Consider the following 24,375-nt stretch of genomic DNA (forward strand, 5'->3'; position numbering starts at 1 on the left):
ATTTAATGATGCAAAAAACCAGACTAGCCACGGCAATGGCCTTAAGCTGCGGCCTGTTGGCGGGCACTGCGTTCGCCAAATCAACCAAGCCGGCCCAGTACAAGATGACCACGGAAGTGCCTGCAGGCATTGCCATGCCGGATCAGGTCAAGACCCGCTTGGGCACGCTGAAATTTTTCGACGGTTTTCCAGATGAAGCCAGCGTCGAAAAACTCTACGACAATCTGGATTTTCAACGCGCGGTACAAGCCTACTTGCTGGCTTTGCCTGCCGTCAGCCAAGCTGCGAATCGCAACGAGATTCTCAAATTGGGGCCAGCCAACACCACTGTGCCGATTTTTGAAAATCGCATGGATTCGAAGTCGTTATTCTTGACCCCCAATACCGAAACCCCTTATAGCTGGATGTGGCTGGATCTGAAAGACGGCCCGGTCGTACTGGAGGCGCCGCCCAAGGTGTTGGGCGCACTCAATGACATGTGGTTCCGCTGGGTGGTTGACATCGGCTTCACCGGGCCGGATAAGGGCGAAGGCGGCAAGTTTCTGATTTTGCCACCTGGATACAGCGGTGAGGTTCCAGAGGGTTATATTGTGGTCAAGTCGCCGACCTTTAATCTATGGGCACCCTGGCGCAGTTTCGTGGTGGATGGCGATCCAAAACCGGGCGTGGATCTGGTCAAACAGCATACGCGGGTTTATCGTCTGGCCGATGCAGCCAATCCGCCGCCTATGAACTTTGTCAACGTCTCCGGCAAGGACTTCGGCACGGTCGCCCCGGCGGATTACCAATTTTGGGCGTATTTGGATCAGGTGGTGCAACAAGAACCCAGCGAATCGCTTGATCCGGTCACCTTGGGTTACTATGCGGCTATTGGCATTCAAAAGGGTAAACCCTTTGCGCCGGATGCGCGGATGAAGAAAATCCTCAGCGAAGCGGCGACCGTTGGCGACGCCACCGCCCGTGCCACCGCTTTTAGGATGCGGCAGCAGGAAGCCTACTATTACGAGGGCAGTTCCTGGCAATTGCCTTTTTTCGGTGGCTACAAGTTTGAGACGCAACCTGGGGTACGCAACCTGGATGGCTACAATTTTTACTACTTTATGGCTACCGGCGTCACACCCGCCATGGAGTCGAAAATGGTGGGGCAAGGCTCGCAATACGCCTGGACCGCCAAGGATGCCAAAGCTAAGCCGCTCGATGGTGGCAAAAACTACAAGTTGCACCTGCCGCCGAATATTCCGGTCGCAAACTTCTGGTCAGTGATTTTGTATGACAACCAGACCCGCTCCATGCTGCAAACCGATCAACAGTTCCCCAGCGTCAGCAGTCAAAACAAGGAGTTGGTGGTTAACGTCGATGGCTCGGTAGACATCTACTTCGGCCCCAAAGCGCCATCCGGCCAAGCCAACTGGTTGCAAACCATTCCCGGCAAAGGTTGGAACACGATTCTACGCCTTTACAGCCCGCTCCAACCCTGGTTCGACAAAACCTGGCGGCCGGGCGAGATCGAGCCGGTTAAGTAGGGCAGCAATGGCGCACTTGGCGGCTTTTAAAACCAGTGCGCCTTGTATTAAAAATTGAGGAAATGTGATGATGAAGACCGAAAGCCTTGCAATGAATGTCAAAAATAACAATAGGCTGAATAGAACGTCCTTGAGTCTGGTTGGCTCGGTGTTGCTGATGGGCTTAGGCTCGAACGCCAATGCCATCGGTCCCGTGGCAGTCCCGGAAACCTGGGGCGGGGACTTGGCTTCACGCGAAAGGCTGACCGGCGATTGGGGCGGCGTCAGGGATGACATGGCCAAAAAAGGCGTGGTATTGGATGCCAACATGCTTCTTCTGCCGGGCGGTGTCGCCACCGGGGGGCGACAAACCGGAGCCGACTTTTGGGGTAGCGTCGATTACTCCTTGAATCTGGATACCGGCAAAATGGGACTGTGGCCGGGCGGCTTCTTTAAATTCGAAGGTATTTCCAGTTTTGGCAATACCTTGTATAACGAAGCCGGGGCGATGATACCCACCAATATATCTTCGCTATCCCCCGCCTTCAACCAGCCCAGCAGTGGTTTGATGGGGGCATCCTACACCCAGTTCTTGAGTGAACACGCCGGGGTGACGATGGGAAAATTGAATCTGCTGGATTTCGCCCCCAATGAGTTTTATGGCAATTACAACACCCAGTTCCTGAATACCGGGCTGAATCTGTCCTTGGCCTTAGCGATGGTGCCTATCTCCGCTTATGGCGGCGGCGTGATTGGCCTGCCCACCAAGGACATCACGCTGATGGCCTTGGCGCTGGACGCCAGCGGCACGCCAATGGAAAACGACATCGGCAAAGCCTTTAAAGACGGCGTGACCCTGATAAGTGGGGCGAACATCAAAATCAAACCGTTTGGCCTGGTCGGGCATCAGGCTATCAACGGGGTGTGGAGCAATAAGACCCGTTTCTCGCTGACCCAAGACCCCGACAACCTGGCTCGCGCCCTGCTGACTGAGCGTTTTCCCTTCCTGGGCAATCCAGGCCCGATCCTGGAACGGATTCTTCGTGAGCGTTTTCCAAATCTGCTGCTTCCGGTCCAACCCTTCAACCGCAAGGAAAATACCTGGTCGGTGATCTACAGCTTCGATCAATACTTCTGGCAACCCGAGGGTGACTCGAAACGCGGCCTCGGCGTGTTCTTCAATTTTGGCGCCACCGATGGCAACCCCAATCCGATTCAGTACACCTATATGATGGGGATAGGCGGCAAGGGCGTATTCGCCTCGCGTCCGCACGATAGCTTCGGCATAGGCTGGGCGCGTACCCAGTTTAGCGATCAGTTCGTGCCCTTACTGCGGGAAAGATTGGGGCTTGGCCTGGATCATGAAGATGCCGTCGAGCTGTATTACGCAGCCGCGATCACGCCTTGGCTGGATGTAAGCCCGCATCTTCAGGTCGTCAATTCCGCTCTGAGTAAAACCCTTGATGAAAATCACCAGTTGCGGGATATGGATACGGTCGTCGAAGCGAATTTGCGCGTGAATATTAAATTTTGAGTCAGCCTAAGCGTGTTCGGGTGATGCGCAAAGCAGTCGTCGAGGCGACAAGACATTAAAGCGCTATTGCCGGGTTATTCGGAAGTAATTCGTAACCGCAGTGAACTTAAAAGGAAAAACAGTGAAACATGCCATGCGAATCAACAGGAGTTTGCTGGTGCTTGGCGCTGCCATGATCATGCGGACGGCGCTGGCCGGTGACGGGGCTGCGGATAGTAATCAGGCAAATGCCGCCGAGTTGGCCAAGAAATTACAAAACCCGATCGCCAATCTGATCAGCGTTCCCGTGCAAAACAATTGGGATTTCGGCATCGGCCCGGCCGATGCCATGCGCTTTACCGCCAATGTACAGCCGGTGATTCCGTTTTCGATCGGCGACAACTGGAATCTGATCACCCGTACCATCATGCCTATTATCCATGCCGAATCGCCCTTGGCCGGCGGTTCGGACACCAGTGGCTTCGGCGACATCGTGCAAAGCTTCTTTTTGTCGCCCAAGGAAGCGGTCGGCGGTTGGATAGTGGGTGGCGGGCCGGTGTTTTTGTACCCTTCCGCTTCCGAAGATAATCTGGGCGGGCAAAAATGGGGTGCTGGGCCAACGGCGGTTGCCTTAAGACAGGAAAACGGCTGGACTTACGGCATGCTGGCCAATCATCTGTGGAATTTTGCTGGCAGCGGCAGTCGCCAGGACGTAAGCGCGACTTTTATGCAACCTTTTCTGGCTTACACAACAAAAACATTCACAACTTTGCAACTTAACACCGAATCGACCTACGACTGGGAAAACACGCGCTGGACGGTTCCGCTCAATCTAACTGTGCAACAGCTGGTGAAGTTCGGTTCGCAGCCGGTGGCTTTCACCGTGGGTGGTCGTTACTACGCCGAGAAAGCGGAAGGCGGCCCGGACTGGGGGCTGCGCTTCGCCGTCACCTTGTTGTTTCCGAAGTGAGCGCTGAAAACACTGGTTTTAATTGATGTTTTTTGAGGAAAACAAGCCATGAGCCTACTCATCAAGCTAAAGCACGAGGCCCAGGAAGTGGGTCTGGTGACCTTGTATTTCTTCTTTTGCTTTAGCGTCATACTGACCTTGAAGAAACTGTTGCTCGCCGATTATCAGGTTGACGTTCAGGTCGTTTCCCTGGCGGCCGTCAGTGCCTTGATCATCGCCAAAGTCGTCGTCATTCTTGATCATACCGCCGCCGGCAATCGTTTCGATACCCGCCAGCCGCTCTGGGTGGCGGCTGTTTACAAGACCTTGGTCTATTTGGGCATCGCGTTCATGGTGTTTTTTCTGGAAAAAGTCTTTCATGCCTATCGGGAGACGGGCTTGTTGAATCAGGCCGTTTCGGAAGTATGGGCACATAAAGACTGGAACCTGATGCTGATGAAGCTGCTTTGCGTGGGTTTGACCTTTTTGGCTTATCACGTGTATGCGGGATTGGATCAGCGTTTGGGCGAAGGTACGCTGCGACGCGGAATTTTCGAACGCCCGCAGCCAACACACGGCCCGGGCTGCGAGGGTTAACGCGTGATGGCTAAAACTGATGGGGCAATGGGGGTATTGAATTATGGACATTGCTAGTCTCGCGGTGTTGGTGGCGCTGGTTTTATTTCTTGGCATGTTGCTGGCCATAGAGTTCGGCAGGAGGCTAGGCCTTAAAACCAGGGGCGATGATCAAAAAACCGATAACACCGCCGCTGGTTTGATCGACGGCGCCATTTTCGGATTGATGGGCCTGTTGATCGCTTTTACGTTTTCCGGAGCGGCCTCGCGCCTGGATCATCGTCGGGATTTGGTTATCAACGAGGCCAACGCCATTGGCACGGCTTATCTACGCTTGAATCTGCTACCATCTGCAAGCCAACCGCCATTGCGGGATTTGTTCCGGCAATACCTGGATGCGCGCCTGGATGCATTTCAGAAACTACCCGACATGGCGGCGGCGGAAGCCAGTTTGCTCAAGGCCAATCAATTACAAAATCAAATCTGGCCGATGGCGGTCCAGGCCTGTCAAGCTTCGGGATCGGTGCCTGCGACCACGCTGTTGTTGGCGGCTTTGAACGAAATGTTCGATATGGCGACGTTGCGCACAACGACCGCGCGCGTGATGCATCCGCCCACGGTCATCTTCGTGATGCTGTTCGCCTTGGCGTTGCTGAGCTCTTTTCTGGCCGGTTACTCGATGGGCAATAACCCGGAAACCACCCGGTTTCATGTCTTCGGTTTTGCCGCCATCATCGCAATCACGGTATATGTGATACTCGATATCGAATATCCTCGCGCCGGCTTGATTCGGGTGGATGCAGTGGATCGGGTTTTGATCGAACTGCGCGGCAGCATGCAATGAAGTCGGCCGGTGAACGAAATCCAGCGCCGGAATCGGTCGCGAACAAAGGGGTTAAACGTACCTATGGGTGGTTATTCGCCCTATGCGTAGTGGTGCTGGCGGGATTGGGTACTTGGTTTTACCTGTTCCCGCTTGCCGCTGATTCCACTGCCATGCCGGCAAAGCAAGTGAAAATCGAGCCGGCTTTCGTCGGCAGAGCCGCTTGCGCCGCTTGCCACGTCGAGCAGGATAAGCTCTGGCAAGGTTCGCATCATGATTTGGCGATGCAGGAAGTCACCGAACAAACCGTGCTCGGCGATTTTAAGGACGCTAAATTCAGCAAGGACGGCCTGACATCGCGTTTTTTTCGGCAAAACGGCCGGTTCCTGGTCAACACCGACAGCCCGGATGGCAAACTGGCGGATTTTGAAATCAAATACGTGTTTGGGGTTACGCCGCTGCAGCAATACCTGATCGAATTACCCGGCGGCAAGTTGCAAGCCTTGTCAATTGCCTGGGACAGCCGCTCCAAAGATCAGGGCGGGCAACGCTGGTTTCATTTGTATCCCAACGAAAAAATCGACCACACCGACGAATTGCATTGGACCCGGCGCTCGCAGAACTGGAATTTCATGTGTGCCGAATGCCATTCCACCCATCTGCAAAAAAATTACGATGCCTCCAACCGCACTTATCGCAGCACCTGGTCGGAAATCGATGTGTCTTGCGAAGCTTGCCACGGTCCCGGTTCCAATCATGTGACCTGGGCCAAACCGGAATCGGGCTCTAAAGCGGCGGACGATCAAACCAAGGGTTTGGCGGTATTGCTGAATGAGCGGCGCGGCGCGGCTTGGAGCATCGATTGGCAAACCGGCAACGCCCGGCGCAATATCCCGCGTAGTGGAGATACGGAAATCCAGGTCTGCGCCCGTTGCCATTCCCGGCGCGCGCAGCTATTGGGCGATTACCATGATGGGCGCTTGATGGACAGCCATTTACCTTCCTTATTGACCCAAACCTTGTACCACGCCGATGGCCAGATCGACGGCGAAGTCTATGAATACGGCTCGTTTCTGCAAAGCAAGATGTATCAGGCCGGCGTGACCTGCGGCGATTGCCACGAACAGCACAGCCTCAAATTGCGCGTCGCCGATAACGGCACGTGTTTGCAGTGCCATGCCGCCGCCAAGTACGAGGATGCCAAGCACCATTTCCATACCGAGGGTTCCGCCGGCGCTAAATGCATCGCTTGCCACATGCCGACCAAGACCTATATGGGCGTCGATGCCCGCCGCGACCATGGCTTTCGTATTCCGCGCCCCGATCTATCCGAAAAACTCGGCACCCCCAATACCTGTAACGCCTGTCATGCCGATAAACCGGCGCAGTGGGCGGCGGATACGGTCAAACGCTGGTACGGGCATCAGCCCAAGGCTTATCAAAATTATGCCGAAGCCTTGCATGCCGCGCGCACCGCAAGCGCGGATGCCACGGCGCAGTTATCGGCATTAGCGCAAGACAAAAGCCAACCGGCTATCGCCCGAGCCACAGCCATCTCGGAAATGGCCGCCGGTCTGACGCCGGAACAGTTGCCGATTCTGACTCAAGCCTTGCGGGATGCCGATCCCTTGCTGCGTAGAGCGGCGCTGCAAGCTATGGAACAACTACCGCCGGAACAGCGTTGGCCGCTGGCTCACGACGCGCTGCGCGATCCCGTGCGTTCGCTGCGTGTACTGGCCGCCGCGGCATTGGCTGGCCTTGCCCCTGCCACCATTTCTGCAAGCGAACAGGCCAATTACGCAGCGGCCAGCCGCGATTATTTGACTTCGTTGGATTGGAACGCCGACGATCCGGCCGCGCAAGTCAATCGCGGCAATTTTCATACCGCCCGCAAGGAATTCGAATCCGCCGAACAGGCTTACCGGGAGGCCTTGCAGATCGATCCAGACTTTGTGATGGCGTACATCAATCTGGCCGATCTTTTTCGACTGATTCATCGCGACAACGAAGGACTAAGCCTGCTGCAACAAGGCTTGTCCCGATTGCCGGACGCCGCCGATTTACATCACAGCCTGGGCTTGTTACAGGTCAGACTGAAAAACACCGAAGAGGCGCTGAAGTCTCTGGAACGCGCGGTCAAATTGGCGCCAAACCAACCTCGGTTCAGCTATGTCTACGCCATGGCTTTGTCCAGTGTCGGAAAGGGGCGGGATGCGCGCGATGTCGTTCGCTCCGCGTTGACGGCGACACCGCACGATCCTGCTTTAAACGCATTAAACGCGCAATTCACCCAAGAGGAATAACTCATGAAATTATCGACACCATCCCCTCAAATTGCCCCGCTGCTTGGATTCAGGCTAATCGCGTGTCTAGTGTTGGTCCTATCGTCGACGCTGAGCGGTTGTCAGTCCACGGGCGGGTCACAGGGCGATTCGCACGCTAACGCGGCGCAAATTGACCGCGAAGTGGATGCCGCTTTGAACAAGCTTTACCAAACCACGCCGTCGGCCAGAACGCTGGCGGCAAAAGCCAGGGGTATTCTGGTGTTTCCGAATGTGATCAAGGCCGGCTTCATCGGCGGTGCCGAGTACGGCAAGGGCGCCATGCGTAAAGGCGGCAGAACAGCCGGTTACTACAACATCGTGGCCGGTTCTTATGGCTTGCAAGCCGGCGTGCAATCCTTCGGTTACGCCATGTTTTTCATGAACGACGAGGCGATAGCCAGCCTGAATAGCGCCAAAGGCCTGGAAGTGGGCGTGGGCCCTAGCGTTGTGGTGCTCGATGAAGGCCTGGCCAAGAAAGCCACCACCACGACCTTGCGGGACGATGTCTATGCCTTTGTGTTTGGCCAGCAAGGCTTGATGGCTGGGCTGGGCATACAGGGCTCCAAAATTACCCGTATCAATCCGTAAATGAAGTTCACTATCCAGTAATAAGGAGATTAAAAAAATGGCACGTAATCACAAACAAAATGTAATCGGTATTTTGGGGCTGACCTTGATGGTGGGCTTATCCGGCTGTACGCCGATCAAGCAGGCGCGTAACGTCGAGGAATCCGGATTTTTAGGGGATTATTCAGCCTTGCGCGCGGGAAAAGACGGCGAGGCCCTAAAAGTCTACCTTAATCCAAAATATCAACAAACCTGCAAAACCTATGACAAGGTGCTGATCGAGCCTGTCGGTATCTGGGTTGGCAAAAATTCCGATACAGCTTCTATCCCGGCGGAAGATAGGCAAATGCTGGTTAATCATTTGCATGGTTCGTTAGTCAGCGAATTGGGCAAACACTATCAAATCGTCAAAACGCCGCAGCCAGGCACACTACGAATCAAAACCGCGATTACCGAAGCTGAAGGCTCCTGGGTGGCATTGGATACCGTGTCGTCGTTCGTGCCGCAGATGCTGGTGATGTCCAAATTGAAGGAAATTGCCACCGGCACTGGTGCCTTCGTCGGTAAGGCCAGCGGTGAGGTTGAAATCACCGATGCCAGTACCGGCGAACGCATGGGCGCGGCTGTCGATCGCATGGTCGGTAATAAGTCGACGATAGGCGTCACCGGCAAATGGGACGACGTAACCCGGACTTTCGATGATTGGGCGGATCGGATGGCTTACCGGCTGGAAAACTGCGGTGCCACTCGGCCTGAATAATATTGGCCCGGTCCGACAAAACCTGAAGATAGCGATCGCGCATCAAATTTCGGCACCTTCGCCTCTCTCCTGCCGAACGCACCGAGCGGTTGCCGGGGAGGTATAAAAACCGAAATTCGATGCTCGGCTATAACCGATTCAATTACGCAGGAGATGAATATGAACCATCGAAAAATTCGTAACACCCTGGTCTGTGCCCTTTTATTGGGCGCCGGAACCATGAACGCCTGGGCTCAGAGTCTGATGATCTATCCAGCCGCCGGGCAAAGTCCGCAGCAACAGCAGCAAGACCAGTATAACTGCCACGGCTGGTCGGTTCAGCAATCCGGTTACGATCCGAGCAATCCTCCCGCACCGAGTTCGGGGCCCAGTTTTGGCAGCGCGTCCAAGGAAGTGCTCAAAGGTGGCTTACGGGGCGCGGCGGCCGGAGCGGCAATCGGTGCGATTGCCGGCGATGCCGGCAAGGGCGCCGCCATTGGCGCTGTTGGCGGCGGCATGAGACGCGGTTTTCAAGAGCGAGATCGGCAACAGCAGGCCGCGTCCGCGCCACCTCCCGGTCTGGATAACTACAACCGCGCCATGAAATCCTGTCTAGGCGCACTGGGTTATTCGGTCAATTGATCGCGCCGATTCGACTGAGGCGGCCATGACTCACCCGCATAAACAGTTACCGTTCCCGCGCGGCACTATGCCATGCTCGCCGCGGTTGTCGGGTACGCTCCGGTGTGCCCGGTTCGCGGTAGTTGCGGCGATGCTGTCATTGCCTGCCTTGTCGGCTTGTGCTCAAGGATCGCCTGTATCCAAGCCGTCGGCTACGGCACGATCCGCTAATCAGGATACGCCCTCGTTGCAGGCAAGAGAAACGGCACTAAAGTCCAGACTCGATCAAGTCCGCACTCGCCTGATCGCTTTATCGAAAGACGGAGCGGTCGCGCCTGTGGCCGCTACCGAGACCGAATGGGCTGAATACACCCGATTGTTAAATTTAATAGTAAACGACTACGAACAGCATCTGGATACCTTGCGTAAGTTTCGTGGGATGGGTCAAACACGTGAGGATTTTCAAAAAAAAGCCATGGTTTGGACGAATTTTTCCGAACCGCCGCCTTATTCGGTGGATTTTATTGACTACCAATGGCAACAGGTGCGTCTGAAAGACCATGAACTTGAGGCTACAAGACTCGAACAGACCTTGTTTGATGGTTTGCTGGAAACGCGGCGACAGGAATATCTGGAATCCGCTCAGAATCTGCGTCAGGCGAACGAAGCGCTTGAGGCCGCTCGACCGGAACAGGCCGAGCGGGCGCGCTGGTTGCAGGAACTGAACGCGCTGCGCACTCAAAGGGACGAGGCTCGCATCGGCCTGCTGAGTACCAGCCGCGATTTACGTAACGAACGATTGGCGCATCTAGCTGACGAAAAAGCATTACTGCTCCAGCAGGCCATGGAGGCCAGTAGCAGTTCACCGTTATCGCAAGCCGATCTGAACAAGAAACTGGATCAGCTTACCAAGCGTCAACTGGAACTCGATGGCGAAATTGCCTTGGCCGTCCGGGCGGCCCAAACTGCGGAAAGCCAGTTACAAAGTACACGTGAGCGTTTGAAAAAGCTGAGCGAGCAAATCAACCTGGAGAGTGGTGCCAAGGTTGAAGACGCTAAGCCCGAACTTGAACGCATCCAGCAAATACTGGATGCCGATTCAGTGGAAAGTCAGGTGGCGTCTTCCAACTTGAGAACCTTGCGTTTGCTTGCCCTGTCAGTGGTGAGTGAGCGACAGGCTTGGGAATTGCGTTATCTAGTCGGCCATACCGAAGATCCTGTCGCCTTGAATAAAGCTGGGGTGGATTTAAAGCAAGGTATGGAACGGCTTTCCTTGTGGCGCAAATATCTGAAGTCGGAATTGGATTCGATACAAATCCATTTGGACAACCAGACAAAAATGCTAGCCAACTGGCAAAGCGGGTACGGCGAGCAAAAACAAGAGCAGCGTAAAAAGGCCTCCTTTGACAGTGAGGAAAAGCTGCTTAGGCGCGCACTGAGCGAATTAAATGATCTGGATAGCAGTCTGCTCAATATGTTCGATTTGCTGGCGCTAAAAAATGTCAATGCGTCATTAACTGAAAAGCTGAAAACTTTCTACGCAGATTCCATGGCTTTGGTAACAGCATTCAGCGACTTCGAACTACTGGCTATCGATGACACCATCGTCGTCGAAGGGCGGCAGATTACCGGTAAACGTAGCGTAACGGTGAGCAAGATATTCAAATTGATAGCGATACTGGCGGTGGGCTTATGGCTGGTCAATCGCGTCGCGGACCAAGGCTTGCGCCGGGTGAAAAACTGGCAGCCGATCAAGGCGAGTTCCGGCTTATTGTCCTTGAGGTTGTTCAGTCTGGTTGCGGTGGTGGCCATCATCGTCTTTGCCCTGGTTAGCGTCCATATTCCGCTCACGGTATTTACCTTTTTTGGTGGCGCCTTGGCGATTGGTGTTGGTTTCGGCGCCCAGAACATTATCAATAATTTTATCAGCGGCTTGATTTTATTGGCGGAGCGTTCGATCAGGCTGGGCGATATGGTTGAAATCGAAGGCGTACTGAGTCGGGTTACCCAAATCGGTAGCCGTTGCTGTCAAGTGCATCGGCTGGACGGCATCGACATGTTGATACCGAACAGCCGTTTCCTGGAGAACAACGTCACGAATTTGACCCTCTCCGACCAGCGACTACGTTGCACCATTACGCTGGGCATTGCTTATGGCTCGCAGGTGCGCAAGGCGTTGGCCTTGGTCGAGACTGCGGCTATCGAAAATCCCCAGGTACTCAAACAGCCCGCGCCGGATATTTATCTGCAGGAGTTTGCAGACAGTGCATTGAGTTTGCGTTTGGATTTTTGGGTCGATCTGTTGGTACAGCCTAACCGTATGCGTTTGATGAGCGACGTGCGCCTGCGAATCGAAGAGTTGTTCAGCCAACATGGCATTTTGCTGGCCTTTCCGCAACGCGACGTACATTTGGATATAACCCAGCCGGTCAGGGTGGAATTAAACACCGCCATGACATCAGGGGGCGCCGCGGCATGAAAAGAAATCGGCGGTTGGAACGTTATTCCGACTCAAATCGTTTGGTGTTCGCTGGTGGCCGTAGGGTTATCCTCGACGGGTGCCTTTATCAGTTCAATCCCATCACCTTAAGGAGGTGAAACATGTATAAAACACTACAACCGGGAATACGCAACGCGCTATGCGTGGCTATCCTGTCGATACTCGCGGGCTGCGCGGAGCAGCAGACGGTTAGCCATCCACAGGCTGCGATTTCCCAGCAAAGCTTGCCGCAAGCAGGGCCGGAAGCGATCGATGCCAAGGGTATTTTGCAGCGTATGGCCAATTACTTGGCCAAGACTCCGGCATTTGCGGTGAACCTCAACGATTCCTACGACACGGTACAGGCGTCCGGAGAAAAGATCGAATTTTCGGCCACGCGCAAGGTTGTCGTCAGTCGGCCCAATGGCCTGCGGGTTGAGCGCGAGGGAAGCGATGGCGTGAAGCAGATGGTGTTGTATGACGGCAAGGACATCACGATATTCAGTCCGTCGGATAACGTTTATGCCCAGACGGCAAAACCGGGCGGTATCGATGAAGCGGTCAAATACTTCCTGAAAGATCTGAATATGCGGCTGCCGCTGGCCGTGTTGCTGGTAAGCGAATTACCCGCCGAGCTGGAACGTAGGACCCAATCGCTCGAGTACGTCGAGAAGACCACGATACACGGACAAGCCGCGCATCATCTGGCTGCGCGCACCGAGACCGTCGATTATCAGGTATGGATAGCGGAAGGGCCAAAGCCCCTGCCTCTGCGGGTGGTATTGACCTACAAACTGGAGGAAGGCCAACCGCAGTTCAGGGCGCAATTTTCCGATTGGAATTTGGCTCCGCAAATCGACAGCACCCAGTTTGCCTTTACCCCAGCCGAAGGCGCCAAAAAAATTGCCTTCCTGGCGCAAGTGCCCAGCATCGTACCTGGTGCTTCTGAAAATCCAGCACATTCGGGAGAAAAATAATGAACACAAAACTTAATGCTATCGTGACGGCGATGACCGCCACCTTTGTCATTTTCAGCGTCGGCATCGGAGATGCGGCGGCCCGCGGCATGGCTGGAGGCGGTGGAGGCGCCCGTGGTGGAGCTAGTGGTGTGGGTGGTTTTTCGCAAGGTGGCGCGGGTGGTTTTTCCCGAGGCGGCGCGGCGGCCAGCGGTAGTTTTTCGGCAAGCCGCAGTTTTTCAGCGGGAGGCGCTTCGTCGGCGTCCAGCAGGTCAGCGACGGCTCAAACGGCTTCCACGAATCGTACACAAAGCCAAACCGCACAATCGGTTTCTGCCAATAGGACTGAATCGGCTTCGACAATGTCGACCAACCGGGCCGCGACCCAACAAACTCGGGCATCCTCATCAACAGAAAATCAAGCCCAGCGGCAGGACGCCGCGTCGCAAAACCAAGCTCAACGCCAATCGGCATCGAATGAGAACGTCAATACCCGTCAGCAAGGCGCTACCAGCAGATCCCAAAGCCGGCAGCAAACGGCAGAGTCGTATCATGGCGGGTACTACCACGATGATGATCACTGGGACGATGGCGAAGTGGCGGCTGTAGCGGTCGGTGCGGCGGCAGTAGGGGCGATGGCGGGTTATGCGGCCGGTCAATCAAACACGACGCAAACCACGGCTCCGTCGACCACCGTGGTCTATACCACCCCGCCTTCCGGTAATGGCGGATTGCCATGTACCCCAAACACTGCCGTTCTTCAAGGGGTGACGTATTATCAATGCGGTACTTCTTGGTACACGCAGGCTTATGGCGCCAACGGCCCGATCTATACCCCGGTGCCGGCGCCTTACTAACGGGAGGTTGGTTTTTCATGACGAACTATTTTCGTCGGGATAGCGCGACAATCGCGGTTTTCATGACGGCTTCGTTGGCTGTTAGCTTTTCGGCCATGGGGCAGGATTTAGAGCCGCGCACGTACGCTAATACCCCGGTAGGGTTGAATTTTTTGATTGCGGGTTATGGCTACACTGGGGGCGGTGTAGCCACAGATCCTGCCTTGCCGATAGAAAATACCCAGATCGAACTGCATTCCGGCGTGCTGGCTTATGTGCGTGCGATCAATGTGTTTGGTAAATCGGCCAAATTCGATATGGCGTTGCCCTATGCTTCGCTGCAGGGCACGGCCACGGTGGTGGGTCAGGAGCGGGACCGGGAAGTCTCGGGTTTGATCGATCCCCGGTTTCATTTTTCGATCAATTTTTTCGGCGCGCCCGCGCTTTCGCTCGAGGAATTTGCAAAATACGAACAGGATACGATAGTCGGCGCTAATATCGAGGTGACGGCGCCGGGTGGGCAGTACGATGCCGGCAAATTGGTCAACCTCGGCACCAACCGCTGGTCGATCAAGCCGGAGTTGGGCGTTTCCAAACGCATGGGGCCGGTGACGCTGGAATTGGCGAGCGGTGTCCGATTCTACACCGACAACGACGAATTTTTCGGCGGCAAACTGCGCTCGCAAGACCCGGTTTATTCGGTGCAGGGTCACCTGATTTATCACATTACCCATGGCATCTGGGTGGCGGCGGATGCCACTTTTTACACCGGCGGACAAAGCCGGGTGGACGGCGATAAAAATGACGATAACTTGGAAAACACCCGTGGCGGCGCCACGCTGGCGCTGCCCGTCAATAAAGCCAACTCGATCAAGCTTTATTACAGCACGGCAATTTCCGGACGCAGAGGCAGCGATTTCGACACCACCGGTATCGCCTGGCAATATCGCTTCGGTGGCGGCTTGTGATGTCGCTGATGAGCAATCGTTTCAACAGGCCCTTGTTTATCCCAACTGTCGTGTCTGGCTGCCGAGTCGGCGCGATTTCGGTTTTATGGACTTTCGGTGAGGTCAGCAATGTTTAAAAATTTTCGGTTGCCGCGACGGTGTTTGCTGGTCTTGCCGTTGCTGTGGATTTCCGCCTGCGCCGTCGTCGACGGCGATGCAAGCGTGGGACGCGAAGCTCAGGCCGATGCGGCAATCAAAGACAGGGTATGGCAGTTATCGCGCTTCGATGCCGATGCAGGCGATGAATCGTTCACGGTTGGCGCCTCCGACCGCTATACGCTGACCTTGCTGGCGGATGGTTCTTATCGTGTCAAAGCGGATTGCAATCGCATGCAGGGTGCTTACCGGCTGGAAAGCGAGCGACGTATCGCGTTATCGCTAGGAGCGGCGACCTTGGCCGAATGTGGGCCGGATTCGCACTATGCGCAATATCTTCGCCAGTTGAGCGAAGTTCGCCAATTCGAAGTAATCGACAAGACTGGGCAGCTCAAACTGATCACCGATAAAGGCCGATTGATTTTCGACCCTGCGGAGCATGAAGCGCCGTGAGATGGATCAAAGCCAGCGCTTCGGTTCTCATTCTGCTGATAACAATCCTATGGGGCGTTTGCGCACTCTATTTCGGTGATTCCGCAACGGGATGGCCGCAGCGTGTGTTGGCGGCGCTGTTCGCTCTACTTGGCGTGGCGACGTTGATTAGCCTTGCGTTCGCCCGCTGGCGCAAGTATGGACTAATCGCCTATGGGACGGTGTTTGGTTTGGTTTTGCTGTATTGGTTGAGTATTGCCCCGTCTAACCAACGGCATTGGCAAGCCGACGCCGAAAAATTGGCCTATGCCACCTTCGAGGGCGATAGCGTAACGGTGCATGACATCCGCAACTTCGATTATCGTAGCGAATTCGATTATCGGCCGGCGTATTACACCAAAACCTTCGACCTGAACAAATTGCAGGGTGTCGATCTGTTTTCGGTCTATTGGATGGGGCCGGCAATTGCCCATACCATCCTGAGTTTCGATTTCGGCGGCAACGATCATTTGGCCATCTCCATCGAGGCGCGCAAAGAACAAGGCGAAGGCTATTCGACGATCAAAGGTTTTTTTCGCCAGTATGAACTGATTTATTTCGTCGCCGACGAACGCGACGTGATACGTCTACGTACCAACTACCGCAATAATCCGCCCGAGCAGGTTTATCTGTATAAATTGCAAGGTCCGATAGAAAACGCGAAACGGCTGTTTCTGGAGTACCTGCGCAAAATCAACGAACTCAACGAAAAGCCGGCGTTCTACAATACGCTGCTGGATAATTGCACGACCGCGATCTGGATGCGAACCTTGGCAAATCGGGATCACCTGTCGTTTTCCTGGAAAATTTTGCTGAGCGGTTATGTGCCGGAATATCTATACGAAGCTCAACGGCTCGACACCGGTTTGCCTTTTTCCGAACTGCAACGGCAAGCCCTGATCAACCCTTTAGCGCAAACGGCCGATCAGGCGGTGGATTTTTCAATGCGTATTCGGTCTAAGAGCAATCACTAGTTCTGGCAGAAGATGACCGAGGTGACTCAGTGATAATGTCAATTTGCTCGCCGAATACCGGACAGTCGAATGAGTCACTGGACGCCCTAACTATTGAAATTGGTTAGTTGCCGCGACCGGCGGCTTATGGCCGATTGTGTTGAAAAAGTCGGTTTTCGGTGAATTTAGGCCAATTTTTCCTCCTCTCGTATTTTCAACCTATTGTTTTCAACAGGTAATAATTTTTATAAAAACAGCTCCTTTCACAAAAGAGCCCTTTTTCAACACAATCGGCCTAAATTTGCCCATCAAGCCTTTCAAGAATGCCTACCGAAAAATTAGGTTTGCGATAGGTTTCAAGACAATTCAAAAAGTCCCGGAACTACATCAGGCTTCGAAACCAATCTCGAAGGAAGAGAAGCCGGACTCGTCGCCATATATCAACGATAGACCGGACGGATCAGGAATTTTGCTTTGTTTGGCCGAATAGGCGTCCAAGATTGGCGTGATGTGGCGTACCGATCTAGGCGTGGTGTAAACCAGGAAGGCAGTGTCGTCGTCGGACCAGCCGCCGAACATCGCCATGCCCTCGGGGCCGTTTCGCGCCACATAGGCGGCTCGGAACGCGCCTAACAGCACGTAGATTTCGCCGGATTCGTATTCCTGGCGCGAGAGTGTGATGCGGTGCCAACTCATGGTTTTTGCCATTTCATTCCTTCCGTCACTAAATCAGCTCAATGGACCTAAATCGCGTTGTTACTGGATTTCGATCAGCCCCAAGAATATTAACATCGGAAGGCGATACGGGCCATACAAGTGCTTACCGCGCTATGTAAAGCCCCGCGCGAAAAACTTAAGAAATGTAATTAAACAACGACAGATTTTGCACTTTGGTAAACGCCTGTTGTGCGGCTTGCAGGGATATTTGTTGCAGATTAAATTTGCTCAAGGCTTCCGCATAGTCCAGATCGCCGATGTCCGAGGCGGTGGATTTGTTATCCAGTATGTAGTCGGCGTTCAAGTTTTCCTGGTCGTCCAATGCGTTCAAGCGGGCGCCGGCCGATGCGCGAATGGTATCGAAGCGCACCAGCGCGGTATCCATGTCGTTCAGTGAGTTCTTATTGGGGGTGTTGGCTTTTAAATCAGCGGATATTTGCGCGACTGCTTGAAAGACGTTGCTGATGCTGCCGGCTGTCAGCGGTGCGGCTTGAATGCTGCCGAATACCGATTCGCCGGGATCGCCGTCGGTTACTTGCCGGCTGGGGCCTATAGCGATACTGCGTTGGTTGGTGTCGCCTTGATAGGCGTAAGCCGGAGTGTCGGTAAATGCGGCTTGGTCGGTTTTGTACCCGGAAAAAATATACTCGCCGTTGGCATTTTTGGTATTGGCGATGCTTAACAATTGCTTGTTCAGTTCGTCGATTTCCATGGCGATTTGCTTACGGTTGGTGGCGGTGTTGCTGTCGTTCAAGCCTTGCACGGTCAATTCTCTGATTCTATGCAACACGCTGCCGGCGTTATCCAGTGCCGATTCTTCCAAGTCCAGCCTTTGCCGCGCCGCGCCGATATTGACCTGATATTGCTGATTTTCCTTAATGTTGTGATTCAGGTCGATCATGCTGGTGGCCGCCACCGCGTTTTCGGATGGGCTCAGATATTTCTTGCCGGAGGATAGTTTTAGCTGAGTCTCGCTGAGTTTGGATTGTTGATCCAACATCGCGTTAAGGCCTAGCTGATTATTCCATGAGGTTGAAATGCGCATAATAATCTCCTAGCGGAATGCCCCGATCAGGGTGTCGAACAGTGAATTAGCCACCGAAACGGCCTTGGCGGCCGCCTGATACGAATTTTGAAAATTGATGAGATTGGCCGCTTCTTCATCCAGATTGACGCCGGATACGCTTTCTTTAGCGCTGGTGGCTTGTTTTAACAGGGTTTCCTGGGCGGTGCGTCCAACTGAGGCGGCATGCGTTTGCGAACCAACATCCGAGATCATTTGCCCATACACTTGGGTAAAACTGGCTTTACCACCGAACATTTTTGCCTGGGTTTCCAGATTAGCCAATTTCAGCGCATTGCTGTTGTCGCCGGGCAGGCCGGTGGCGCTGGCGGCGGCGATTTGTCTAGGATTGGTGATGGCCGAGTTAAGTTTGATTTTGGCGGCGGCGTTAAAATTAGGGCTGATTTGGAAGGAGTCGCCAATGGTCAGCGAACCGCCGCTAAAGCTGATACTAAAACCGTTAGTCGCAGCGGTAGTCGCCAGGGTGGCGGCGCTTAAGCCGGCAGTCGTGGTGTTGTCGCTGAGGTTGGTCAGGCTGAACGTGGCTGCCGGCGCGGTTGCGGTAACGTCCAGCCGATAGGCGGCGCCTAAACCCGCCACGGTGGTCGGCGCGACAAACGCGCTGGACACCACCAGATTGCTATCGCTGACGGTGGCTTTCACTTGCGGCGTTGGCGAATTTAAATCAAAAAACGCCACATTGGTATTGCCGTTGATGTCGTAGCCGGCTTTATGGATGTTGTTAAATTCGGTAGCCAAACCGGTTGCCAGCAGACCCAGCTGTTGTTGTGCGGGGTCCAGAACTTGATCTCTAAAACGCAGATTGCCGGAGAGTTCGCCGCCGGACAACTGTTTTGAAATATCCTGACCATTCAGCATGATCAGCTTTTGATTGACGTCGTTACTGTCACCGACCACGGACAGCGTGGAGGCCGCACTGCCCAGCACCAAGGGTTGGCCCTTGCCGATAAACACGTTGTATGAGCCATCGGCTTGGCTGACATAGGTTACGTCGGCTTTTTCGGCGATTTTGGTCAGCAATAGATCGCGTTGATCCATCAACTCATTGGGCATTTGTTTGCCGGACGAGCGGCCGATGTCCGAGACAATCTTCACATTCAATTCGGCCAGGGTTTTGGCAAAGCCATTCAGCTCTTGCACCGAGCTGGTGATGTTATCGTTGACGCGCTTACGCAAATCGCCGAAGCGGGCGCTCATGGTGTTGAATTGCTGCGTTAGGGATTCGGCTTCGGTCAACATCACTTGGCGGGCTGCCACCGAGCTGGGGTCGTTGGCGACGCTGTCTATCGCATCGAAAAAGCTCTTCATGGCCGGCGCCAGACCGGTGGTGTCGTCGGCGGTGATATTGTCGATTTGCGACGACAAGGTGTAAAAACTGTCTATATCGTGAAACGTAGCGGTGCTGGAGCGGACTTGATTGCTGATGAACTGGTCGTAGCTGCGGGTGATGTTGGCAACTTCGACGCCATTGCCCATATAGCCGTTGCCGGTAAATTGTTCCGGGCGGGTGGCTAGTTCGACGCGTTGCCGGCTGTAGCCTTCGGTGTTGGCGTTGCTGATGTTGTTGCTGGTGGTTTCCAGCGAGCGTTGGAACGCGGTCAGCCCTGATAATGCATTGCCGAGAATGCCAATGGCCATGTTCGCCTCCTATCCCGCGCTTTTTAGAGCTGCTACCTGGGCCGCGGTTTGGCTGTGGTAGATCGTCATGACTTTTTCGGCATACCGCGGATCGGTGGCATAACCGGCTTGTTGTAGTTCGTGTAAATAATGTCCGGCGTTGCCGGCTTTCTTCAAGGCTTCGCTGTAACGCGGATTGGTTTTGATAAAGTTCACGTAATCGTCGAAGCTGTCTTTGTAAGAGTCGTAAGCGCGGAAGCCGGCCATTTCTTTTTTGGCGACACCGCCGGCATATTCCAGTGTCATGGTTTTGGCTTGTTTGCCTTGCCAGGACCTATCGGCCTTGATATTGAACAGATTAAAGCTGTTATCGCCCTGACCATTTTTCACCATGCCTTGGCCCCAGCCGGTTTCCAGTGCCGCTTGAGCCAGTAACACGTTGGGATCGACTCCCAGGCTGCGCGCGGCTTGTTCGGCATGCGGCCGGAGTTGGTTAACGAACTCGTCTCTGGAGGTTAGCGGCTGATCGCTATCGTTGCGCACTTTATCGTCCAGGGTTTGCCATTGGTCGGCTAGGACTTTCTGACTGCGTTCCAAGCGGGCCAAGCTGCGCTCCAGGCTGCTTAAACCTGATGCATCCAGCGGCATTTGTTCTTCGGTTTCCTCGCCGGCCCGCAGCGACTGGTGATTGTCGGGGTTATTGCTGGCGCCGGTGCCGGCCGCGCGATTCAAGAAATCGCTAGCGGACAGTTGCTTGTCTTTTTCTTCGTCCTTGTTTTGTTTGGGCGACAATTGTTGGGCAATCAAATCCGCAAAGCCGATACCGGGTTTACCGGCCAGATGCACGGACATTTGTTGGTCGTACATGTCTTGATAAAACTGGGTTTGTTGGCTGTCCAATATGCCGTCGGACAATTTAGCCTGACGCATGTTTTTCATGACCATGCCTAAAAACACCGACTCGAATTGTTTGGCGACTTCCTTGATCGCCTCGGGCGATTGTTCGCGGGCGCCTTGTTTAAGTTTCGCCAGGCCGTTGAAGTCGGTATACACCGAAGCGCTGTCTACGTTTAACATGGGAATCTCCAATAATTCATCTAATCAACTGCTGTGTCACGTTCTTTAAATCACTATCAACTCGGCTCTGAGTGCGCCGGCGGATTTTAATGCTTCCAAAATGGCCACCAAGTCGCTGGGGCCGGCGCCGACGCCGTTTACCGCTTGGACAATCTCGTCTAGCGAAACGCCGGGGTTGAAGACAAACATGTGATTCTTGTCTTCATTTACCGAGACATTGGATTGCGGTGTCACTACGGTACTGCCGCCCGATAATGGGTTGGGTTGACTGACTTGCGGATTCTCACTGATCGTCACAGTCAAGCTGCCATGAGACACGGCGGCCGGCTGTACTCTGACTTTGCTGTTGATAATCACGGTACCGGTGCGGGAATTGACAATCACTTTGGCGGGGGCGTCGTCAGGCGCCAGTTCCAGGTTTTCGATAACGGAGGCAAAGCCGACCCGTTGGTTGGGATTGACCGGCGCTCTGACGCTGACTGAGGTGGCATCGACGGCTTGCGCGGTTTCGGCGCCCAGCGCTTTGTTGATGGAGTCCGCCATGCGTTGCGCGGTGGTGAAATCCGAAGAGTTCAAATTAAAAACCAGCTCAGCACTCTGATCGAACGAGCTAGGGACGATGCGTTCCACCGTGGCGCCGTTAGGCACCCGGCCCACCAGCGGGTTATTGACAGTAATTTTCGAACCGTCCTGGCCGCTGGCACTAAGGCCGCCCACCACCAGATTACCTTGCGCCACCGCATAAACATTGCCGTCGGCACCGCGTAAGGGGCTCATCAACAGCGAACCGCCGCGCAGGCTTTTCGCATCGCCTATCGACGAAACCGTGACGTCAATTTTTTGACCGGGTTTGGCGAAAGCAGGCAGATCGGCGTGAATGCTGACCAGCGCGACGTTTTTTGATTTGGGGTCGGTATCGGGCGGCAAGGTCAGGCCCAGTTTGCCCATCATGCTGCGCAGGCTTTGGCCGGTAAATTTGGTTTTGTCGCCGGTTTTATCCAGGCCGGTGACCAAGCCATAGCCCACCAATTGGTTGCTGCGCACGCCGGCGATTGAGGCGATGTCTTTGATACGTTCCGCTTGCGCGGTATTGGTTAGCAGCAGGGCGATTGAAAAGAGTATTTTGTTCATCTGATTTCTCCGTCAGCCTCGGCTAGAAAGGAAACAATGGGCTTGAAAAAATTCGCGAAATCCAGCCGGGCTTGCTGCTGTCGGCCAAGGCGCCGTCGCCGGTGTACATGATGGTAGCGTCGGCCACTTTGCTGGAGGCCAGGGTGTTGGCGACGTTGATGTCGATAGGCCGCACGATGCCGGACAGGCGGATATATTCGCTGCCGTCGTTCAGCGTGACGCGTTTTTCGCCGCGCACGCGCAGATTGCCGTTGGGCAGCACATCGACTACGGTCACGCTCATACTGCCGGTCAACCGGTTGCTTTGCCGGGAGTCGCCTTTGCCTTCGGTGCTACGGTCCGCGCTGAAGTCGATGGAAGTCTCTAAATCATGTCCGAACAAGGCAGAGGTAGCCATGCCATAAATGCTTGGCGCGGAGCCAGTGGTCTTGATGTCGCTGTTCTTGCTGGTTTTGGAATTGGCTTGCTTGGTGGCGTTGGTATTTTCGTCGAAGGTTACCGTCAAAATATCGCCGACCCGGCGCGCGGCATGATCTTCGAATAAACGCATGTCGTAGCCGGCCTGGTAAATTGCACCGTTGCTTTGTTGGGGCGGGCGCAAATCGGCGGGTTGTACCGGGGCGAAGTCGGGGTCGCGTTTCGGCAAGGTATCGCAGCCCACTAAGATCGCGATTGCCGCTACCAGCAAAAATTTGCCGCCTGCTTGCCGTGTAATGAATTTGTTCATGAGCTTTGTCCTAAATTAAAGTTGTTGCGTGACGAAGGACAGCATTTGGTCGGTGGTGGAAATGGCTTTGGAGTTCATCTCATAAGCGCGCTGGGTTTCGATCATGTTCACCAGTTCTTCCACGACGTTGACGTTTGATGTTTCCAAAGAACCTTGAATCATGGTGCCAAGTTCGTTCTCGCCAGGCGCACCGATAATCGGCGCACCGCTGGCCACGGTTTCCCGGAACAGATTGTCGCCAATAGGCTCCAGACCGGCAGTATTGATGAAGTCGGCAATTTGAATTTGGCCTACTTGATTGGCTGCCGCAGCACCGGGTTGGGTTACCGAGACCGTGCCGTCCTGGCCGATTGTGATACTTAGCGCGTCCTGCGGAATGGTGATGGCCGGTTCCAGCGGCATGCCGTTGGAGGTGACCACTTGGCCGGTGGAGTCCATTTTGAACGAGCCGTCGCGGGTGTAGTTGATATCGCCGTTGGGCATTAAAATTTGCATAAAACCGCGTCCGCTTACCGCTATATCCAGCGAGTTGCCGGTTTGCAGAATATTGCCTTGGGTGTGCAGTTTTTCGGTAGCCACGGTGCGTACCCCGGTACCAAGCTGTAAGCCGGTCGGCAATTGGGTGTTTTGGGTGGACTGCGCGCCGGCCTGACGGACGTTTTGATACATCAAGTCGGCGAAAATCGGTCTGGCTTTCTTGAAGCCGGTGGTGTTGACGTTGGCCAGGTTATTGGAAATAACCGCCATGCGGGTTTGTTGGGCATCCAAACCGGATTTTGCGACCCATAATGCTCTTTCTGTCATGACAATCTCCTAATCTGACAATTTTTTGTCTTATCAGGAGTAAAGCAGAAACTATGCCACTTGCATCAACTTGGCACTGGCGCCGGATGTGTCGTCGATGTTTTTCATGACCTTGGATTGCAATTCGAAGTTTCGAGATAGTTCTATCATTTCCACCATAGCCGCCAAAGCATTGACGTTGCTGGATTCCAGCGAGCCTTGAATCAGCGTGACATTAGCGTCGGCCGGTATGGCGCCGGCTTGCTTGGCGTGCATCAAGCCGTCTTCGCGTTTTTCCAGATTGGCCGGATCGGGATTCACGAGCTTGATCCGTTCAACAATCACGCTGTTGGTGGCATTGACGCCTTGCGGGACGATAGAGATGGTGCCGTCGGTGCCGATTTCCATTTTTTGGGCAGGCGGTATGGTAATCGCTTCGCCGCCTTCGCCGAGTACCGAGAGTCCGGCGCCGTTTTGCAATAAGCCTTCGGGAGTTAGTCGAAGATCGCCGGCGCGGGTATAAGCTTCCTGGCCCTCTGCATTACGCACCGCGATCCAGCCCTGGCCGTTGATCGCGACATCCAGGTCGCGGCCAGTGGTGTGGATACTGCCGCTCGACATATTGGTGCCGGGACGTTCGGTCATCGAATACACCCGCGAGGGGTAGCCGGGACCGAAAGCCGGCATCGCGCGAAATTGCTCGAAATCGGCTTTGAAGCCGGTGGTTTGGGCGTTGGCCAGATTATTGGCGTTGGCGCCTTGCGCCAGCAAGGTCTGCTTGGCGCCGTTCATCGCGATATAAAGGCTACGGTCCATGGCGGTTTCCT

Annotated in this window: 23 protein-coding genes; 15 read left to right on the forward strand and 8 right to left on the reverse strand. The window is 54.5% G+C overall.

Going from position 1 to position 24,375, the window contains the following annotated elements; genetic code table 11:
- The first annotated feature begins 5 nt into the window (after positions 1-5).
- The 15 genes from METH11B_RS0119160 to METH11B_RS0119230 all read left to right on the forward strand — a co-directional run bounded on the left by METH11B_RS0119160 (position 6) and on the right by METH11B_RS0119230 (position 16,433).
- Entirely contained in the window at positions 6-1,523 is a 1,518-nt protein-coding gene (locus tag METH11B_RS0119160; RefSeq protein WP_026603398.1) for a DUF1254 domain-containing protein, read from the forward strand.
- A 67-nt stretch (positions 1,524-1,590) separates the two neighbouring features.
- The gene (locus METH11B_RS0119165) at positions 1,591-3,036 is read left to right on the forward strand and encodes a carbohydrate porin (protein WP_036276201.1); all 1,446 of its coding nucleotides are present in this window, start codon (positions 1,591-1,593) and stop codon (positions 3,034-3,036) included.
- A gap of 121 nt (positions 3,037-3,157) precedes the next feature.
- Positions 3,158-3,985: a hypothetical protein gene (locus tag METH11B_RS0119170; RefSeq protein WP_026603400.1), complete on the forward strand. Its 828-nt coding sequence runs from the start codon at positions 3,158-3,160 to the stop codon at positions 3,983-3,985.
- Positions 3,986-4,033: 48 nt separating this feature from the next.
- Positions 4,034-4,561: a hypothetical protein gene (locus METH11B_RS0119175; protein ID WP_026603401.1), complete on the forward strand. Its 528-nt coding sequence runs from the start codon at positions 4,034-4,036 to the stop codon at positions 4,559-4,561.
- A 43-nt stretch (positions 4,562-4,604) separates the two neighbouring features.
- Positions 4,605-5,384 (forward strand): bestrophin-like domain, encoded by a 780-nt coding sequence (locus METH11B_RS0119180; RefSeq protein WP_026603402.1) that lies wholly within the window; start codon positions 4,605-4,607, stop codon positions 5,382-5,384.
- Complete coding sequence (locus METH11B_RS0119185) at positions 5,381-7,666, forward strand: tetratricopeptide repeat protein (protein ID WP_026603403.1); 2,286 nt, start codon at positions 5,381-5,383, stop codon at positions 7,664-7,666. Before METH11B_RS0119180 ends, METH11B_RS0119185 begins: the two co-directional genes overlap by 4 nt.
- 3 nt (positions 7,667-7,669) lie before the next feature.
- Positions 7,670-8,275: a YSC84-related protein gene (locus METH11B_RS0119190; RefSeq protein WP_155931145.1), complete on the forward strand. Its 606-nt coding sequence runs from the start codon at positions 7,670-7,672 to the stop codon at positions 8,273-8,275.
- Between the two features lie 37 nt (positions 8,276-8,312).
- Positions 8,313-9,014 carry a DUF3313 domain-containing protein gene (locus METH11B_RS27015; RefSeq protein ID WP_026603405.1) on the forward strand — a complete coding sequence of 234 codons (702 nt, stop codon included), beginning with the start codon at positions 8,313-8,315 and terminating at the stop codon, positions 9,012-9,014.
- Positions 9,015-9,173: 159 nt separating this feature from the next.
- Entirely contained in the window at positions 9,174-9,635 is a 462-nt protein-coding gene (locus tag METH11B_RS0119200) for a glycine zipper family protein (protein ID WP_026603406.1), read from the forward strand.
- Positions 9,636-9,660: 25 nt separating this feature from the next.
- On the forward strand, positions 9,661-12,093 hold the full coding sequence (locus METH11B_RS27980) for a mechanosensitive ion channel domain-containing protein (protein WP_081733839.1): 2,433 nt from the start codon (positions 9,661-9,663) through the stop codon (positions 12,091-12,093).
- Positions 12,094-12,215: 122 nt separating this feature from the next.
- Positions 12,216-13,070, forward strand: coding sequence for a DUF2092 domain-containing protein (locus METH11B_RS27025; RefSeq protein ID WP_026603408.1), 855 nt, complete (start codon positions 12,216-12,218; stop codon positions 13,068-13,070).
- The gene (locus METH11B_RS0119215; protein WP_026603409.1) at positions 13,070-13,906 is read left to right on the forward strand and encodes a hypothetical protein; all 837 of its coding nucleotides are present in this window, start codon (positions 13,070-13,072) and stop codon (positions 13,904-13,906) included. The genes METH11B_RS27025 and METH11B_RS0119215 overlap by 1 nt, the downstream gene beginning before the upstream one ends.
- Positions 13,907-13,923: 17 nt before the next feature.
- Complete coding sequence (locus METH11B_RS0119220) at positions 13,924-14,853, forward strand: transporter (protein WP_026603410.1); 930 nt, start codon at positions 13,924-13,926, stop codon at positions 14,851-14,853.
- Positions 14,854-14,961: 108 nt separating this feature from the next.
- Entirely contained in the window at positions 14,962-15,441 is a 480-nt protein-coding gene (locus METH11B_RS27030) for an META domain-containing protein (protein ID WP_026603411.1), read from the forward strand.
- Entirely contained in the window at positions 15,438-16,433 is a 996-nt protein-coding gene (locus METH11B_RS0119230) for an Lnb N-terminal periplasmic domain-containing protein (protein WP_036276206.1), read from the forward strand. Before METH11B_RS27030 ends, METH11B_RS0119230 begins: the two co-directional genes overlap by 4 nt.
- A gap of 366 nt (positions 16,434-16,799) precedes the next feature.
- Here METH11B_RS0119230 and METH11B_RS0119235 read toward each other — a convergent pair whose 3' ends face one another.
- The 8 genes from METH11B_RS0119235 to flgF all read right to left on the reverse strand — a co-directional run bounded on the left by METH11B_RS0119235 (position 16,800) and on the right by flgF (position 24,364).
- Positions 16,800-17,120 (reverse strand): hypothetical protein, encoded by a 321-nt coding sequence (locus tag METH11B_RS0119235; protein ID WP_231499640.1) that lies wholly within the window; start codon positions 17,118-17,120, stop codon positions 16,800-16,802.
- A gap of 145 nt (positions 17,121-17,265) precedes the next feature.
- A complete protein-coding gene (flgL, locus tag METH11B_RS0119240; protein WP_026603414.1) occupies positions 17,266-18,174 on the reverse strand; it encodes a flagellar hook-associated protein FlgL in 909 nt (302 codons plus the stop codon).
- 9 nt (positions 18,175-18,183) lie between these two features.
- Positions 18,184-19,851: a flagellar hook-associated protein FlgK gene (gene flgK / locus METH11B_RS0119245; protein WP_026603415.1), complete on the reverse strand. Its 1,668-nt coding sequence runs from the start codon at positions 19,849-19,851 to the stop codon at positions 18,184-18,186.
- Positions 19,852-19,860: 9 nt separating this feature from the next.
- Entirely contained in the window at positions 19,861-20,907 is a 1,047-nt protein-coding gene (gene flgJ / locus METH11B_RS0119250) for a flagellar assembly peptidoglycan hydrolase FlgJ (RefSeq protein WP_026603416.1), read from the reverse strand.
- A 45-nt stretch (positions 20,908-20,952) separates the two neighbouring features.
- Positions 20,953-22,038 (reverse strand): flagellar basal body P-ring protein FlgI, encoded by a 1,086-nt coding sequence (locus METH11B_RS0119255; RefSeq protein WP_026603417.1) that lies wholly within the window; start codon positions 22,036-22,038, stop codon positions 20,953-20,955.
- Positions 22,039-22,060: 22 nt separating this feature from the next.
- Entirely contained in the window at positions 22,061-22,765 is a 705-nt protein-coding gene (flgH, locus tag METH11B_RS0119260; RefSeq protein ID WP_026603418.1) for a flagellar basal body L-ring protein FlgH, read from the reverse strand.
- A 15-nt stretch (positions 22,766-22,780) separates the two neighbouring features.
- On the reverse strand, positions 22,781-23,569 hold the full coding sequence (gene flgG, locus METH11B_RS0119265) for a flagellar basal-body rod protein FlgG (protein WP_026603419.1): 789 nt from the start codon (positions 23,567-23,569) through the stop codon (positions 22,781-22,783).
- A 51-nt stretch (positions 23,570-23,620) separates the two neighbouring features.
- Positions 23,621-24,364 carry a flagellar basal-body rod protein FlgF gene (gene flgF, locus METH11B_RS0119270; RefSeq protein WP_026603420.1) on the reverse strand — a complete coding sequence of 248 codons (744 nt, stop codon included), beginning with the start codon at positions 24,362-24,364 and terminating at the stop codon, positions 23,621-23,623.
- Positions 24,365-24,375: the final 11 nt, after the last annotated feature.

This window comes from Methylomonas sp. 11b (assembly GCF_000515215.1).
Taxonomy (GTDB): domain Bacteria; phylum Pseudomonadota; class Gammaproteobacteria; order Methylococcales; family Methylomonadaceae; genus Methylomonas.